Raw genomic sequence first — 13,901 nt, 5'->3', positions numbered from 1 at the left:
TTTATTATTTATTAGTTGCTGTTTCAGTTTCTGTTGTAGGTTTTGCTTCAGCAGTTGCTTCTCCGGCTGGAGCAGCGGCAGCTGTCGTAGCACCTTTCAAACTCATTACATATTCAGCAACTCTCCAACGGTCTGCAGGAGTCAATTGAGATGCGTAAGAACCCATCGCATTTTTTCCGTACATAATTACATGATAAACAGAACCTACTGTAACATCTCTTTCGCTATAATTAGGAACACCTGAATAAGCTTTAGATTTTACAATTGAACCTTGTCCATCACCAGCTTCACCGTGACAAACTGCACAATTTTGTCCAAACAATAACTTACCTCTTTCTAAGTCTGCAGCTTTGTTAGCCGCATTCAAAGGAGAAACAGTTACTGCTTTTGCTTGTGCATAACCAGCGTTATTGTTTTTGAAAGTCCATGGTAAAATATCACCATCTGTTCTTGCAACAGCACCTTCTACAGATTCTAATGCAGACATATTATGATTTTTACTTAATACAGGAACTTCAGAGTTTTCTTCGTCATGAGGGTAACCAAAAGTTGCCTTTTCATAAGGATCATATGCCGTAGGATAATACATATCTGGCATATATACGATACTTGCGTGACGTTTTTTATCAGAACAAGAAGTGATAATAATACTTCCTAATCCTATAAGTAATGCTATCTTTTTCATTATGCTTCTTGTACTAAATTGTTAACACTTGGTTCTACGACTACATCACCTTTTACAGTTACTTCTTCAGCACCAGTTTCTACAAATACATTTTTGATTTTCTCAACATCAGCTGTTCTGATTTCGATTAAGAATTTATCATCTGTTGTACGTGGATCTGGGTTTTTAGCTTTAGCACCTGGGTACATTTTGTTACGCACTAAGTATGTTAATGACATAAAGTGCGCTGCACAGAATACTGTCAACTCGAACATAATAGGAACGAAAGCTGGCATATTCTCACCCCAAGAAAAAGATGGTTTCCCTCCAATATCTTGAGCCCAGTCATGGTTCATAATAAACCATGTCATCAAAGATGCTAACGTTGTACCAAATGCACCGTAGAAGAAAGCAAGGTCAGAAATACGAGTTTTCTTTAATCCTAAGGCTTTATCTAAACCGTGTACAGGGAAAGGTGTATATACTTCATCTATCGTAATACCTTGTTTACGAATAGATTTTACTGCTTTTAATAAATCATCATCGTCTCCGTAAAGACCATAAACGATTTTAGTGTTCGTGATGCTCATCTTCAGTATGATGTTTTTTATAGCTTTCGCCTGATGATTTCAAAATAGTTTTTAATTCAGATTGTGAAATAACTGGGAATGTACGTGCGTACAATAAGTATAACACAGAAAAGAATCCCATAGTACCTAAGAAGATACCTACGTCTACCCATGAAGGCATAAACATTGTCCAGCTCGATGGTAAATAGTCACGAGATAAGTTGATAACGATAATATCAAAACGCTCGAACCACATACCGATGTTAACTACGATAGAGATAACGAATGTCCAGAAGAAGTTTCTTCTGATTGGACGAATCCATAATAATCCTGGTACTAAAACGTTACAGATAATTAACGCCCAGAATGCCCACCAATAAGGTCCTGTTGCTGCTCCTGGAGAGAAGTATGTAAAGTCTTCGTAACGAGATCCTGAATACCAAGCGATCCATAACTCTGTTAAGTATGCTACTGCAACCATACCACCTGTTACAACGATTACAATGTTCATGTACTCGATGTGTTTACGTGTGATATAATCTTCGTAGTGTAAAACTTTACGCATTACACTTAATAATGTTTGTACCATCGCGAAACCAGAGAAAATAGCTCCAGCAACGAAATATGGAGGATATACTGTTGAGTGCCATCCTTTGATTACCGACGTTGCGAAGTCAAAAGATACAATCGTGTGTACCGAGAATACTAACGGTGTACATAAACCAGCTAATACCAAAGATAACTCTTCGAAACGTTGCCAGTGTTTTGCTCCACCACCCCATCCGAATGATAAGATTCCGTAGATTTTCTTAGCGAATGGTTTTGTTGCACGGTCACGTACCATAGCGAAGTCAGGAATTAATCCCATCAACCAGAAAACTGTTGATACAGAGAAATACGTAGAAATCGCGAATACGTCCCATAATAATGGTGAGTTAAAGTTAGGCCATAAAGATCCAAATTGGTTAGGAATTGGGAATACCCAGTACATTAACCATGGACGACCCATGTGAATTACAGGGAATAACGCTGCCTGTACAACGGCGAAGATTGTCATGGCTTCCGCAGAACGGTTAACCGACATTCTCCATTTTTGACGGAATAATAATAAAACGGCTGAGATTAACGTACCAGCGTGACCGATACCTACCCACCATACGAAGTTGGTGATATCCCAACCCCAGTTAATCGTTCTATTCAATCCCCATACACCAATACCAGTTCCTACTGTATAAGCAATTGCTCCAACACCAAAGATGAATGCAACCATTGCTATACTGAAACATGTCCACCACAATTTACTTGCTGGCGTCTCAATTGGACGAGCAATGTCTACTGTGATATCGTGGTAGGTTTTATGTCCTAAAATAAGGGGTTCTCTTACCTGTGATTCGTAATGTGACATATTTGTTTACCTTATTAATTCTTTACTAATTTAATTAAGCTTGTTCTTTTCTGTTTCTAACTTTTACTTGATAGATAACGTTTGGTTTTGTACCAATTTCTTCTAATAAAACATAAGAACGTTTATCTTTCGATGCTGCTCTTACTTCAGATTTATCATCATTGATATCACCAAATTTCATCGCACCTGTTCCACAAGCAGCAGCACAAGCAGCAGCAGCCATAAACTCTTCGTCTTTAACTACTCTGTTCTCTTTCTTAGCTTTTAAGATTGCAGCTTGAGTTTGTTGGATACAGAATGAACATTTCTCAATTACTCCTCGTGTACGTACAACAACATCTGGGTTAAGTACCATACGACCTAAATCATTGTTCATGTGGAAGTCGTATTTATCATTGTTCGCCCAGTTAAACCAGTTGAAACGACGTACTTTATAAGGACAGTTATTTGCACAATAACGAGTACCAACACAACGGTTATAAGCCATCATGTTTTGACCTTGACGACCATGAGATGTTGCACCTACTGGACACACAGTCTCACAAGGAGCGTGGTTACAGTGTTGACACATTAATGGTTGGAAAATCACATCTGGATTTTCAGCCTCTGGCTTAATTAAACGTGTATATTGTTGTGGCTCGTTATCTGGATCTAATTCTAACGCTACTTTCTGAGTTAAACGTCCATTAGGATCGTTATAAGTTACATCAGAGTAGTAACGGTCGATTCTTAACCAATACATATCTCTCGACATACGCATTTGCTCTTTACCAACAGTTGGCACGTTGTTTTCTGCTTGACAAGCAATTACACACGCTCCACATCCTGTACAAGAGTTCATATCAATTGTTAAATTGAAGTGAGGCCCTGTAGAACGATCAAAACTAGCCCATAAATCTACTTCACCTACTGGAGAATCTCCTCTCCATGTTGGCATCTTCGCAACTGGATTCCATTCTTGACGATCTGTGTTGATGAAATCTGCTAAAGAAACTTCTCTTGCGATTTCGTAACGTCCCATCAATGTTGGTTGTTGTTGCATGTTAGCAAATTCGTGTTTATCTGAACGAGAAGATTTTTCGATCTTAACGTTAGATGCACCTACATTACCAGTGTATAATGCGAAAGCGTTAACCCCTACATTATTTGCAACTTTACCAGCTTTTGTACGACCGTAACCGAAAGCTAAACCTACAGTTCCGATTGCTTGACCTGGTTGGATGAATACTGGAACATTTTCTAAAACTACTCCATTAACAGTTAAGTTTACATACTCACCGTCAAATTGCATTCTTCCGTTTGTAACGTTGTAGTTATCTTGAATTTTGATTCCTAATTTTTCCGCATCATTTGGATTAACTGTTAAATAGTTATCCCAAGAGTTACGTGTAATTGGATCTGGTAATTCTTGTAACCAAGGATTGTTTGCTTGTGTACCATCTCCTAAACCAGCTTTAGAATAGAATTGAATCTCCCATTCTGTCGCTTTACCAGCAGCTAATTTTGTAGCAGCAGCTGCAGCAACACCAGTGTTAGCAGTAAATGTAGAAGTTTCAGTCGCTTCATTATAACCATTGTATAATGCTTTGTTGAAATCTACACCTAATTTTGGTAAAATAGCTGATTCCCAGTTTTGTTTTACATATAAGTAATATGGAGAAACTTTTTGTCTAGTTGCAGAAACCGCCATCACCATAATTGGATCATTTGGATCTTCTACTTCTGTTACTTTAGTTACTCCTGTCATCCATGCGATTAATGAATCTTGGAATTGACGAGAATCAAATACACGTGGAATTGTTGGTTGTTGTAATGAATAAACACCTGTTAATGGGTTGAAATCATTCCAAGACTCTAAACCGTGAGTAACTGGAGCAATAACGTCCATTACTGATGCAGTTTCGTCTAATTTTTCAACTAAACCAACTTTAAGTCCAATGTTTTTGAAAGCTGCTTCAATTTCTTTTGCATTTTTAGCATTGTAAATTGGATTTGTTTGGAAGTTTAATAAAACTCCAACTTGTCCAGCTTTAGCTTCTGCAACAAATTGATTAAATACAGCGTCGTTAGACTCTTTTAATAAAACAGCTTTATCAGAAACTGCAGCTGATCCTAACAATTGGTTAATTGCGTATGCAATTGCGTATGCTTCTTTCGAACCATCAGCCATAACAACCGCTTTAGAACCTTTTGCTGTTAATTCAGCAGCAATAGCTAATGCTTCTTTAGATGAAGCTGAACCACCTGCTAATTTATTATAAACTTCAGCCAATACTTTTTCAGTATCAGTTGGTTTTAATGGATAACGTGTATCAGCATTTGCTCCTGTTAAAGATAAAACAGATTCTACTTGGATGTGACGCATCATTTTTGCTCCTGGTTTACGAGCAATACCATAATCACCTTCCATTCCACCACCATTATAATCACCTAAGAAATCTGCGTTGAAAGAAACAACTAATTCAGCATTCTTAAGATCGTAGAATGGCAATTCTCTTTTTCCATAAACTTCTTGCGCTGCGTCTAATGCATTCGTAGAAGAAATTGCATCATAAACAACGTGTTGAGTTGTTGGATATTTTGTTGCAAACTCAGCAATCAACTTTTTAGTTGTTGGTGAAGGTAAAGATGAAGTTAAAATAACTACTTTTTTCCCTCCTACTGATGCTAATGCTTTTGTTACACGGGCATCAAGCTCTTTCCAAGATGTTGCTTTGAAGTTTTCACCTGCGTTTGTTAAAGGTGATTTTATTTTATCAGAATCGTATAATGATAATACAGATGCCTGAACACGTGCATTTGTAGAACCATAATATTTTGCGCCTTTGTTTGCATCAATTCTAATAGGACGACCTTCTCTTGTACGTACTAATACGTTCGCGTAATCGTATCCATCAAAAATTGTAGATGCATAATAAGTAGGTACACCAGGCATAATGTTTTCTGGTTTCACTACATAAGGAACAGATTTTACGATTGGAGCTTCACAGGCTGCTAAAGTAACAGCAGCTGTACTGAACCCTAAAATCTTCAAAAAGTCACGTCGTGAAGTTTGACTATTCTCCATGGCGTTATCATTCCCTAAGAAATTATCTACAGGAATTTCTTCTGCAAATTCGTTGGTAGTTAACTTTTCATTTAATGTATTGTCAGTTAACTCCTCAAAACTTTTCCAGTAATTTTTCTTCGAAGCCATTTATACTCCTCTCTTTTTTATATTAATAATGACATTTACCACACTCTAAACCTCCGATAGCATCAACTGTAATCTTAGTTGCGTCACCGTACTGTTTTTTCAGTTTTTCGTGTAGTTCTGCGTAATATTCTTTGTTATACTCGTTGTCCATATCTACCTCAGTAGTTCTGTGACACTCGATACACCATCCCATTGTGAAATCATTCGCCATTTTCACTTCGTTCATTTCATCAACACGTCCGTGACATGCAAAACAAACTTGGTCTCCTGATCCAATGTTCAATTCTTTAGCATTTGGAATAGTTCCATCTTTAATCGCTTTCTTAATCGCTTTCTCTCCAGCTACAACGTGTTGTGCGTGGCTAAAGAATACGAAATCTGGCATATTGTGGATACGTACCCATTCGATTGGTTTTTGTGGACCATCGTATTTGTTCGTTTCTGGATTCCATCCAATCGCTTTATACATTTTTTGGATTTCTCCTGTATAGAAATTCTTAACTGCTTCCTCATCAGCGAATTTACCAGAAGTGATTAATTCTTCTTCGAAGTAATCTCCTTTGTATTCTTTGATTGTTTTGTGACAGTTCATACATACGTTTGGTGAAGGAATTCCAGACACTTTACCGTATTTAGCAGAACTGTGACAGTACTGACAGTCAATCCCCTGAACACCTGCGTGTACTTTGTGAGAGAAATAAATTGGTTGTTCCGGTTCATAACCTTTATCAACACCAATTCCCATTAATCCCCAATAAACATTATACAATGCAAAGAATGCTAATACAGCAATTGCAACTGTTCCAACTTTTTGGTATTTCTGAAAGAATTCAGCAAAAGAAAAAGCTACTCTTTCAGTTTCTGCATTTAATTCCTCTGTAGCTGTCGCTTTAACTAATGCATTAACGCGAACCAAGATCCACAATAATAATACCGCTAAAACAACAAAACCTACTGCAATTACTCCTGAATTAGCTCCACCTCCTTGTGCAGCCTCAGCAGCTTTTTTCGCAGCGGCTTCTTTCTTTTTCGCAGCTTTAGCTTCTTCAAAAGCCTTAACTCCTGCATCAGGATCAGCTGTATATGCTAAAATATTATCAATATCACCTTCTGATAAGTTAGGGAAAGCTAACATTTCAGTGTTATTGTAATCAGCATAAATTTTGTTTGCATACGCATCTCCTGATTCACGCAAAGCTTTGTTGTCCTTAATCCAAGCGTGTAACCACTCTTTTCCAAGTCCAGCTTCTTCTTGTACGCGTTTCTCAACATTACGTAATTCCGGCCCAATTAATTTACCATCAATCTGGTGACATGCAGTACAGTTGGCTTCGAATAATTCGTAACCTTTACCTGCATCTTGGGCATTTGCTAGGGAGAACGTCGATAGTATTATCGCGCAGCTCCATAAACGTATTCTTTTTAGAAATCTTGCCTTCATTTACTTAAATAATCTCAGTTCGTTGTTTCTTTTAACTCGTTTTTATTTGAACACTTAACTAACAGCAAAAATAGCTTCAATACTTAATAAAATCATAAAGTTTACATACTGAACTTTGTCATTGAGCTTAATTTAAAACGTTTCTAAATTAATTGTTAAAAAATATCACTGTATAAATATTATCTATTTGATTTGATAGAAAAGATTTAGAACAAGAAAAATTGCTATTTAACATAATTTAAAAAAAATAATCATTATTATTTTTATTATAATCAGCCAATCAATTTTATAGTTTTATCATCATTAATTAGTATTCACAAAAAAAATTGGAACAATATTCGTTGTAAGAAAATAAAAGTCTATAAAATTTAATAACTTAATTCTAAAAAGTATATTTGCACAAATTAATTTCATCCTATGAAAAAATTTATCTTTTTATTCCTTATTACTTTTTCTTCTTGCGTTTTTGCTCAAGATAAAATTGATACCGTTCAAATTATCAACAATGGTACATTGAATATGGAAATTGATAGCCGAATAAATACTGTATTAAAAGCAAAAGAAGACGCTGTTTGTAGTTATACCACTACTGTAAAGAAACCGACAGAGAAAAAACCAGTTATACAATCTAATGATCCTTGCGCAGGCACACCACAAGTGAATGGTTTCAAAATTCAGATTTATTATTCGAAAGATAGAAAAGATGCAGAGAAGGTAAGAAATGAATTTGCGCGTTCCTATCCAGACTTATCATCACAAACAGCTTATTTTTCACCAGATTATCGCGTTTTAGTTGGAGATTATTTTACAAGAGCTTCAGCTACGAAAGATATTCGTCGTTTGAAATCAAAATATAATAGTGCATTTTCTATTCCGTTCAAGGTTTTATGTAGAAAAGCAAAATAATATTATTTTATAAAAAGGAAAATGTATCCTTATCACAACAAAATAAAACAACGAATAAAGAATGGTGAATTAATTTCGTTTGAATTTGTAGAAAAATATAAAAATATTTCTCCATGTTTAGTTTTATTTTTCAAAACAGAACCTTTTATACGACCTATTCGCGAGCATCGTTTTTCTGAATATAGACAATTACTAAAAATAGAAAACGATTAACTTCTTTTACAGATTTAAAATTTATTCGAAAACATAAAAAAAGCGTTATCAATAATCTTGGTAACGCTTTTTTATTTTTTAATGGTAATATTTAGTAGTCGATTCATAAGTTAAAATTTAGTTTTTGAGAATAACTCCTCTTCCTTCTATTTCTAACTGAATTAAAATCGATGCTAAATTAGTTTGTACAAATCCTAAATTACCTGCAACTAAAACACCTTTTTCTCCAGTCGAAATTTTCTCGATTCCATAAACACTCGATTCATCTTCGGGGCTCGAATTCCCTTCATAACGATAGATGTAAATAATTCTAAAATCGTGCGGATGATCAATCAAATCACTTTCTAATAAATTAAAATCTTCTTGATATCCTTTTTCAGCAAGTTTACGTAACGCAACACTTGACGTTTCATAATTAAATTGCCTTCTTTCAAACATAAAATTTACTTTTACTTGGTTAATACTTATAAATCTAATCAATTAATAAACAGAAAGTTGTTAAACATTCGTTAAGTATTTAAGTGCATAAAAAAATTAACATACTTAATGACTTATTGTATTCAAAATAAGTTCTTATTTTTGACAAAAAGATACAATGATTTTAGAAAAATTAAACCAAAACGAAGCTAATTTTGCTGATGTTATTGCGCATATTGAAGAAAATTATCTTTATACAGCTTCTGCTTTTGTAAATGGAAATCAGGAAAATGCTGTGGATCAAAATCAAGGAAGTGCGAAGGTTTTTGCTTTTGCAAAATTGAATAATTTCTCTGAAGATGATACCTTAAAATTATTTGCAGAACATTATCAAGCTGTATTAGATTCGCCAGAAGGAACTGATCACAATAATATTCGTCAATTTATGCAAAACGGATGGAAAGGTGTGACATTTGAAAACGAAGTGTTGACAAAAAAATAAACTCAAAAAAAAAACGTCTTACAAAATGTAAGACGTTTTTAATTCAACTAAAAAGGAGCCATAAAACTAATCGTATAATGATCGATGGTTTTTCCCTTCAAATCTTTTAATTCTAAAATAACTGGAACTTTGTAAGATTTCAGTTCTCTTTTAGGAATTTTAATATCTATTAAACCTTGCTTTAATTTTCCTTCATCTATTTGTATATATTGATTTGGTTCTACTAACAAAACAGTTTTTCCACCTTTAAAACCATTTACATTTACAACTAATTTGTACGTTTCATTCGTTTTATTCATCAAACTATATTGCATCGTATTAATAATATAATCACCTTCTACAACATAATCTTTTCCTGGAACTTGTAAAAATTTTACCTCGACATCACTTCTATTCGACATAAAAATCGTCATAGCAGAAATCATCGCAACCAAAACTAACGTAAACGTGACTAATCTTGCAGTTATTTTGAATGATTTTCCTTGTTCAATATTTTCTTCGGAAGCATATTTTATTAATCCTGTTGGCAAATTAATCTTCGTCATAATATCATCGCAAGCATCCATACAAGCTGTACAATTGATACATTCTAACTGAGAACCATTTCTGATATCGATTCCCGTAGGACAAACCGCCACACATTGACCACAATCGATACAATCTCCTTTTCCTGCAGCAACACGATCTTCACCTTTTCTGAATTTTGAACGTCCATTTGTGCTTTCACCACGTTTAAAATCATACGAAACTTGAATCGTTTTTTTGTCAATCAAAACACCTTGAAATCTTCCGTAAGGACATACCAACGTACAAACCTGCTCACGAAACCAAGCGAAAACAAAATAGAAAAAAATACTAAAAATAAATGTTCCCAATAATAAACCTCCATGCTCTGATGGACCTTCGGTAATTACTTTGATCAATTCATCCATTCCGATGATATATGCCAAAAATATATTCGAAAAGAAAAACGAAATAATGTAAAATATCGTCCACTTTCCTCCTCTTTTCAAAATTTTTTCTTCGTTCCAATCTTGTTTATCCAAACGAATTTGTTTGCTTCTATCACCTTCTATCCAATACTCAATTTTACGAAAAACACTTTCCATAAAAATTGTTTGCGGACATAACCATCCACAAAACAATCGTCCATAAACAGTCGTAAATAATATAATAAAAACCACACTTACAATCATCCCGAAAGCAAGTAAGAAAAAATCTGTTGTAAAAAATGGATAACCAAAAAGAATGAAATTCGTATTGAACACATCAAATTTGAAAATAGGATTTCCATTTGGTAATTTTATAAAGGGTAACCCAACTAATAAAAGCAATAGAACTGAGGAAACAATTGTTCGATAATTAGTGTATCTCCCAGAAGGTTTCTTCGCATACACCCATTTTCGAGTTCCTTTTTTATCCATTGTTGCGACTTCTGTTCTGAATTGCTCATTCTCTTTTTCAAAACCAAGTTGCGTTGAATCTTGTTTTATATCACTCATATACCTTCTACTTAATATCTATGCAAATTTACCGTTACAATCAGGTTAGAGCTTGGCACTATTTATGGTATTTATGGTAATATTTACGGATTGATATAAATCATTAATTTATAAATATTTACCAAATAAAAACATAAACCACCTATTATGAAAAACTTACTAAAGCTACTAGTATTTTCTATTTGTATTTGTATTTGTATTTGTACTTTTTTACAAAAAATATACACAATAAAAATGTGACTCAGTTCGCAATTTATCCAAGATGTGAAGAAAAAACAGATAATTACGTAGAATGTTTTAACATGAAATTGAGTCATGATGTTGAAGAAAGATTATCCAAAATAAAACCTGCTTTAGTAGACGGAAATCCTGTAAAAGTTAGTTTTAATATTCCAGTAAAATACAATTTAAAGTAACTACGAATAATATTGTTTTCTAAATTGTTCTGGCGTAAACTCTGTGTATTTTTTGAAGAATTTCACAAAATATGATGCATCTTGAAAATTGAGTAAATACGCAATTTCTGTCACAGAAATTTCTTTGTTTACCAACAAACGTTTTGCTTCTAAAACAATGCGACTTCTTATTAATTCACCTGCCGAAGTAGCTAACACATCTTTGCAAAGTGCATTCAAATGATTAGGAGTAATGTACAACAATTCGGCATATTCTTTTGGTAATTTTTTGCTCTTGAAATTTTGCTCGATAAGCGTCTGAAAATTATCCAACAACACCGATTGATAATCGCTTGTTTTGATATTTACGCCTTCCAAACTTCGTTCAATATCAATAAATAAATTCATCAAATGGAAACCAATTTTTAAATTCGAGAATTGATTATTTTTTTGATTTTCATTTATCATTTCTTCAAAATAACTTGCAATTTTTTCTTGTAAATCTGGCGAAATTTCAACCACATGATCTTTCACCAAAATAGATTATAAAAATCTAAATTTCTGTAAAATGGAAGAATTAATCCCAATCCAATCAAAAAAATTATCGAAAAAATTCACTACAAACCCATCATATTTTTCCTTAAAATACCATTGGTGTACTTGTCCAGGTTTCATAAAATACATTGTTCCAGATTTAGCCTCAAACTTTTCAAAATCGATCAAATGTTCACCACTACCTTCTGTAAAATAGACCAAATGGTAATAATTATGACTGTGAACTTCCTGCAAATGAGGATTACTATCAACATAACCTCTAAAATGATCGATGGAAAACAACTCATTGCTATTTTTTTCGGTATTCAGATTACAGATATCGTATGTTGGGAAAAGTTTTTTGGTCATTTTGAAACAAATTATCAAGTGTAAAAATAAAGAATATTTAAAAGGAAAAGTTTAACTTTAAACAATAGAACATCAAAAATGGAATTTAAAGAGAAAAAAATTGTCTTACTTTCTTTGGATGGAGGCGGAATTAGAGGAATTATATCTTGTGTCATTTTAAAATACATCGAAGATAAATTAAAGAAAATTCATGACGAAAATGCCAAAATAGGCGATTATGTCGATTTTATTGCAGGTACAAGTACTGGCGCTTTAATCGCTTCTTTGTTATTATCTCCTTCTACCGAAAATCCAAAAAGAGCAAAACACTCGATCACAGATGCACTGAATATTTATTTAGGTGAAGGGAAAAATATCTTCTCAAAAACATTTTGGACAATTCTCAATAATCCGTTGAGTGTGCTAAAAGATAATTTACCAACACTTGTATTGGAAGAGCAATTAAAAATCGTTTTTGGAGATACAGAGTTAAAAGATTTGATTCGTCCTTGCGCGATAGTTTCTTATGATACTGAGCATCAAAAACCAAAAATTTTCAATTCGATTGATGGAATCTCTCCTTTCCGAAATTTCTATGTAAAAGATATTTGCCGTGCTTCATCAGCTGCGCCAACTTATTTTGAACCTGCAAAAATAAAATCATTCGCTGATCAAGAATTTAGTTGCATTGATGGTGGTGTTTTTGCAAACAATCCAACTTTTGTTGGCTTTATCGAAACGCAAAAAATAAATTTTAATAAATATTTCAAAGATGAATTAAAATATAATGGAACAGCACCTTTACAAGAATTTATTATCATTTCTCTCGGAAATGGTTCACGTGCAAAATCATATAAACACGAACATTTAACAGGAATTTCAAAATCGAAATGGGTAGATCCTTTGGTAGACATTTTTATTTCGACTGGCGTTGATATGGTCGATCAGGAAATGAGAAGCATGTTCGCTTTATTGAAGCCAAAATATCAACAAAATTATTATCGATTTAATCCTGAAATTCCAGAATCTGCATTGGATTTAGGAAATGTTTCCAACAGCAACATTAAAACATTATTGGACGTTGCCAATGATTATGTCGCAAAACACAAAGAACATTTGGATGAAGTCGTTCAAAAATTAATTTTCAATCAAATTGAAATCTCATAAAAAAAGGCTTTGAGTAAAATTTCAAAGCCTTTTGTAATTTCTATTTATTTCGAACATAAACAAATATTTCTTGTTCTCTATTCAATCCTCTATTATCCACAATACTTTCTAAACACGCATGACAATCTGTTACAATTCCCTCTCCATTGTAATTCGTGTAACTCCCATTCTCTAGCGCAACAACATGTGGTTTCAACAAATCTGCATTCAGTTTTTTGCGTTCTCCAATCAAGGTGTACACATATTCACGTCCAGTTTCGTCAGTAAAATTATCTACTTTATAAATTTGATCCAATTCTCTTTCGTGATCAATTATAACAAATAAGTAGTCTTTGTGGCTATCTTTTTCAAAAAAAATTCTTCTCATAGCTTCAATTGTTTGACTCAAATTTAATAAAAGAATATTGGTTTTACCAATGAAAATTAAAAAGTTTTAAGAGAATTTTAAAATATTATCAATTTCAAAACAGATAATATTTTACTTTTACATTAGCCAAAACACAAAAATGAAAACTCTTCTAAAAATCTTGACTTTAGGATTAATTTGCCTTATTTGTCAACCAATTTTTGCGCAAAAAAACGCGAAATTAAAACATGACTTCGAAAAAATTATCCTTTCAAAACATTCATTTCCTTTTAATG

Annotated in this window: 14 protein-coding genes; 4 read left to right on the top strand and 10 right to left on the bottom strand. The window is 33.5% G+C overall.

Annotation, left to right across the window (positions count from 1 at the left end; genetic code table 11):
• Window positions 1-4: 4 nt before the first annotated feature.
• The 5 genes from N5D46_RS07140 to N5D46_RS07120 are packed head-to-tail and all read right to left on the bottom strand — an operon-like array spanning window position 5 to window position 7,275.
• Window positions 5-685: a cytochrome c gene (locus tag N5D46_RS07140; protein WP_280049575.1), complete on the bottom strand. Its 681-nt coding sequence runs from the start codon at window positions 683-685 to the stop codon at window positions 5-7.
• The gene (locus N5D46_RS07135) at window positions 685-1,248 is read right to left on the bottom strand and encodes a DUF3341 domain-containing protein (protein WP_052217986.1); all 564 of its coding nucleotides are present in this window, start codon (window positions 1,246-1,248) and stop codon (window positions 685-687) included. The genes N5D46_RS07140 and N5D46_RS07135 overlap by 1 nt, the downstream gene beginning before the upstream one ends.
• Window positions 1,235-2,638: an NrfD/PsrC family molybdoenzyme membrane anchor subunit gene (gene nrfD, locus N5D46_RS07130; protein WP_038336919.1), complete on the bottom strand. Its 1,404-nt coding sequence runs from the start codon at window positions 2,636-2,638 to the stop codon at window positions 1,235-1,237. Before nrfD ends, N5D46_RS07135 begins: the two co-directional genes overlap by 14 nt.
• 34 nt (window positions 2,639-2,672) lie before the next feature.
• Entirely contained in the window at window positions 2,673-5,834 is a 3,162-nt protein-coding gene (locus N5D46_RS07125) for a TAT-variant-translocated molybdopterin oxidoreductase (protein WP_114999473.1), read from the bottom strand.
• Window positions 5,835-5,856: 22 nt separating this feature from the next.
• Window positions 5,857-7,275, bottom strand: a complete 1,419-nt coding sequence (locus N5D46_RS07120; protein ID WP_280049573.1) for a c-type cytochrome — start codon at window positions 7,273-7,275, stop codon at window positions 5,857-5,859.
• Between the two features lie 417 nt (window positions 7,276-7,692).
• On the opposite strand from N5D46_RS07120, the gene N5D46_RS07115 reads away from it, so the two are divergent.
• Window positions 7,693-8,181, top strand: coding sequence for an SPOR domain-containing protein (locus N5D46_RS07115; RefSeq protein ID WP_280049571.1), 489 nt, complete (start codon window positions 7,693-7,695; stop codon window positions 8,179-8,181).
• 330 nt (window positions 8,182-8,511) lie between these two features.
• Here the strand turns inward: N5D46_RS07115 and N5D46_RS07110 are convergent, their stop codons facing one another.
• Window positions 8,512-8,832 (bottom strand): hypothetical protein, encoded by a 321-nt coding sequence (locus N5D46_RS07110; RefSeq protein WP_038336909.1) that lies wholly within the window; start codon window positions 8,830-8,832, stop codon window positions 8,512-8,514.
• A 157-nt stretch (window positions 8,833-8,989) separates the two neighbouring features.
• Here N5D46_RS07110 and N5D46_RS07105 point away from each other — a divergent pair, with 157 nt between their 5' ends.
• Window positions 8,990-9,313 carry a HopJ type III effector protein gene (locus N5D46_RS07105; RefSeq protein ID WP_038336908.1) on the top strand — a complete coding sequence of 108 codons (324 nt, stop codon included), beginning with the start codon at window positions 8,990-8,992 and terminating at the stop codon, window positions 9,311-9,313.
• A 47-nt stretch (window positions 9,314-9,360) separates the two neighbouring features.
• On the opposite strand, the gene ccoG is transcribed toward N5D46_RS07105, so the two are convergent.
• On the bottom strand, window positions 9,361-10,815 hold the full coding sequence (gene ccoG, locus N5D46_RS07100) for a cytochrome c oxidase accessory protein CcoG (RefSeq protein ID WP_280049569.1): 1,455 nt from the start codon (window positions 10,813-10,815) through the stop codon (window positions 9,361-9,363).
• Window positions 10,816-11,051: 236 nt separating this feature from the next.
• On the opposite strand from ccoG, the gene N5D46_RS07095 reads away from it, so the two are divergent.
• The gene (locus N5D46_RS07095) at window positions 11,052-11,231 is read left to right on the top strand and encodes a hypothetical protein (RefSeq protein WP_280049568.1); all 180 of its coding nucleotides are present in this window, start codon (window positions 11,052-11,054) and stop codon (window positions 11,229-11,231) included.
• Here N5D46_RS07095 and N5D46_RS07090 read toward each other — a convergent pair whose 3' ends face one another.
• Both N5D46_RS07090 and N5D46_RS07085 read right to left on the bottom strand, forming a co-directional pair.
• Window positions 11,232-11,744, bottom strand: coding sequence for a helix-turn-helix domain-containing protein (locus N5D46_RS07090; RefSeq protein WP_280049567.1), 513 nt, complete (start codon window positions 11,742-11,744; stop codon window positions 11,232-11,234).
• A gap of 9 nt (window positions 11,745-11,753) precedes the next feature.
• Window positions 11,754-12,113 (bottom strand): AraC family ligand binding domain-containing protein, encoded by a 360-nt coding sequence (locus N5D46_RS07085; protein ID WP_280049566.1) that lies wholly within the window; start codon window positions 12,111-12,113, stop codon window positions 11,754-11,756.
• A 78-nt stretch (window positions 12,114-12,191) separates the two neighbouring features.
• On the opposite strand from N5D46_RS07085, the gene N5D46_RS07080 reads away from it, so the two are divergent.
• Entirely contained in the window at window positions 12,192-13,259 is a 1,068-nt protein-coding gene (locus tag N5D46_RS07080) for a patatin-like phospholipase family protein (RefSeq protein WP_038336901.1), read from the top strand.
• 40 nt (window positions 13,260-13,299) lie between these two features.
• On the opposite strand, the gene N5D46_RS07075 is transcribed toward N5D46_RS07080, so the two are convergent.
• On the bottom strand, window positions 13,300-13,626 hold the full coding sequence (locus N5D46_RS07075; RefSeq protein WP_125349744.1) for a hypothetical protein: 327 nt from the start codon (window positions 13,624-13,626) through the stop codon (window positions 13,300-13,302).
• Between the last annotated feature and the right edge of the window lie 275 nt (window positions 13,627-13,901).

It is taken from the genome of Empedobacter sp. GD03865 (assembly GCF_029840775.1).
Lineage (GTDB): Bacteria > Bacteroidota > Bacteroidia > Flavobacteriales > Weeksellaceae > Empedobacter > Empedobacter falsenii_B.
The sequence above is the reverse complement of the archived record's forward strand: the minus strand, read 5'-3'. Positions and strand labels throughout refer to the sequence as shown.

Bases quoted from the DNA above. Each gene is read 5' to 3' on its own strand.
- N5D46_RS07140 (WP_280049575.1), bottom strand. From the start codon at position 685: ATGAAAAAGATAGCATTACTTATAGGATTAGGAAGTATTATTATCACT.
- nrfD (WP_038336919.1), bottom strand. From the start codon at position 2,638: ATGTCACATTACGAATCACAGGTAAGAGAACCCCTTATTTTAGGACAT.
- N5D46_RS07125 (WP_114999473.1), bottom strand. From the start codon at position 5,834: ATGGCTTCGAAGAAAAATTACTGGAAAAGTTTTGAGGAGTTAACTGAC.
- N5D46_RS07120 (WP_280049573.1), bottom strand. From the start codon at position 7,275: ATGAAGGCAAGATTTCTAAAAAGAATACGTTTATGGAGCTGCGCGATA.
- N5D46_RS07115 (WP_280049571.1), top strand. From the start codon at position 7,693: ATGAAAAAATTTATCTTTTTATTCCTTATTACTTTTTCTTCTTGCGTT.
- N5D46_RS07110 (WP_038336909.1), bottom strand. From the start codon at position 8,832: ATGTTTGAAAGAAGGCAATTTAATTATGAAACGTCAAGTGTTGCGTTA.
- N5D46_RS07105 (WP_038336908.1), top strand. From the start codon at position 8,990: ATGATTTTAGAAAAATTAAACCAAAACGAAGCTAATTTTGCTGATGTT.
- ccoG (WP_280049569.1), bottom strand. From the start codon at position 10,815: ATGAGTGATATAAAACAAGATTCAACGCAACTTGGTTTTGAAAAAGAG.
- N5D46_RS07085 (WP_280049566.1), bottom strand. From the start codon at position 12,113: ATGACCAAAAAACTTTTCCCAACATACGATATCTGTAATCTGAATACC.
- N5D46_RS07080 (WP_038336901.1), top strand. From the start codon at position 12,192: ATGGAATTTAAAGAGAAAAAAATTGTCTTACTTTCTTTGGATGGAGGC.
- N5D46_RS07075 (WP_125349744.1), bottom strand. From the start codon at position 13,626: ATGAGAAGAATTTTTTTTGAAAAAGATAGCCACAAAGACTACTTATTT.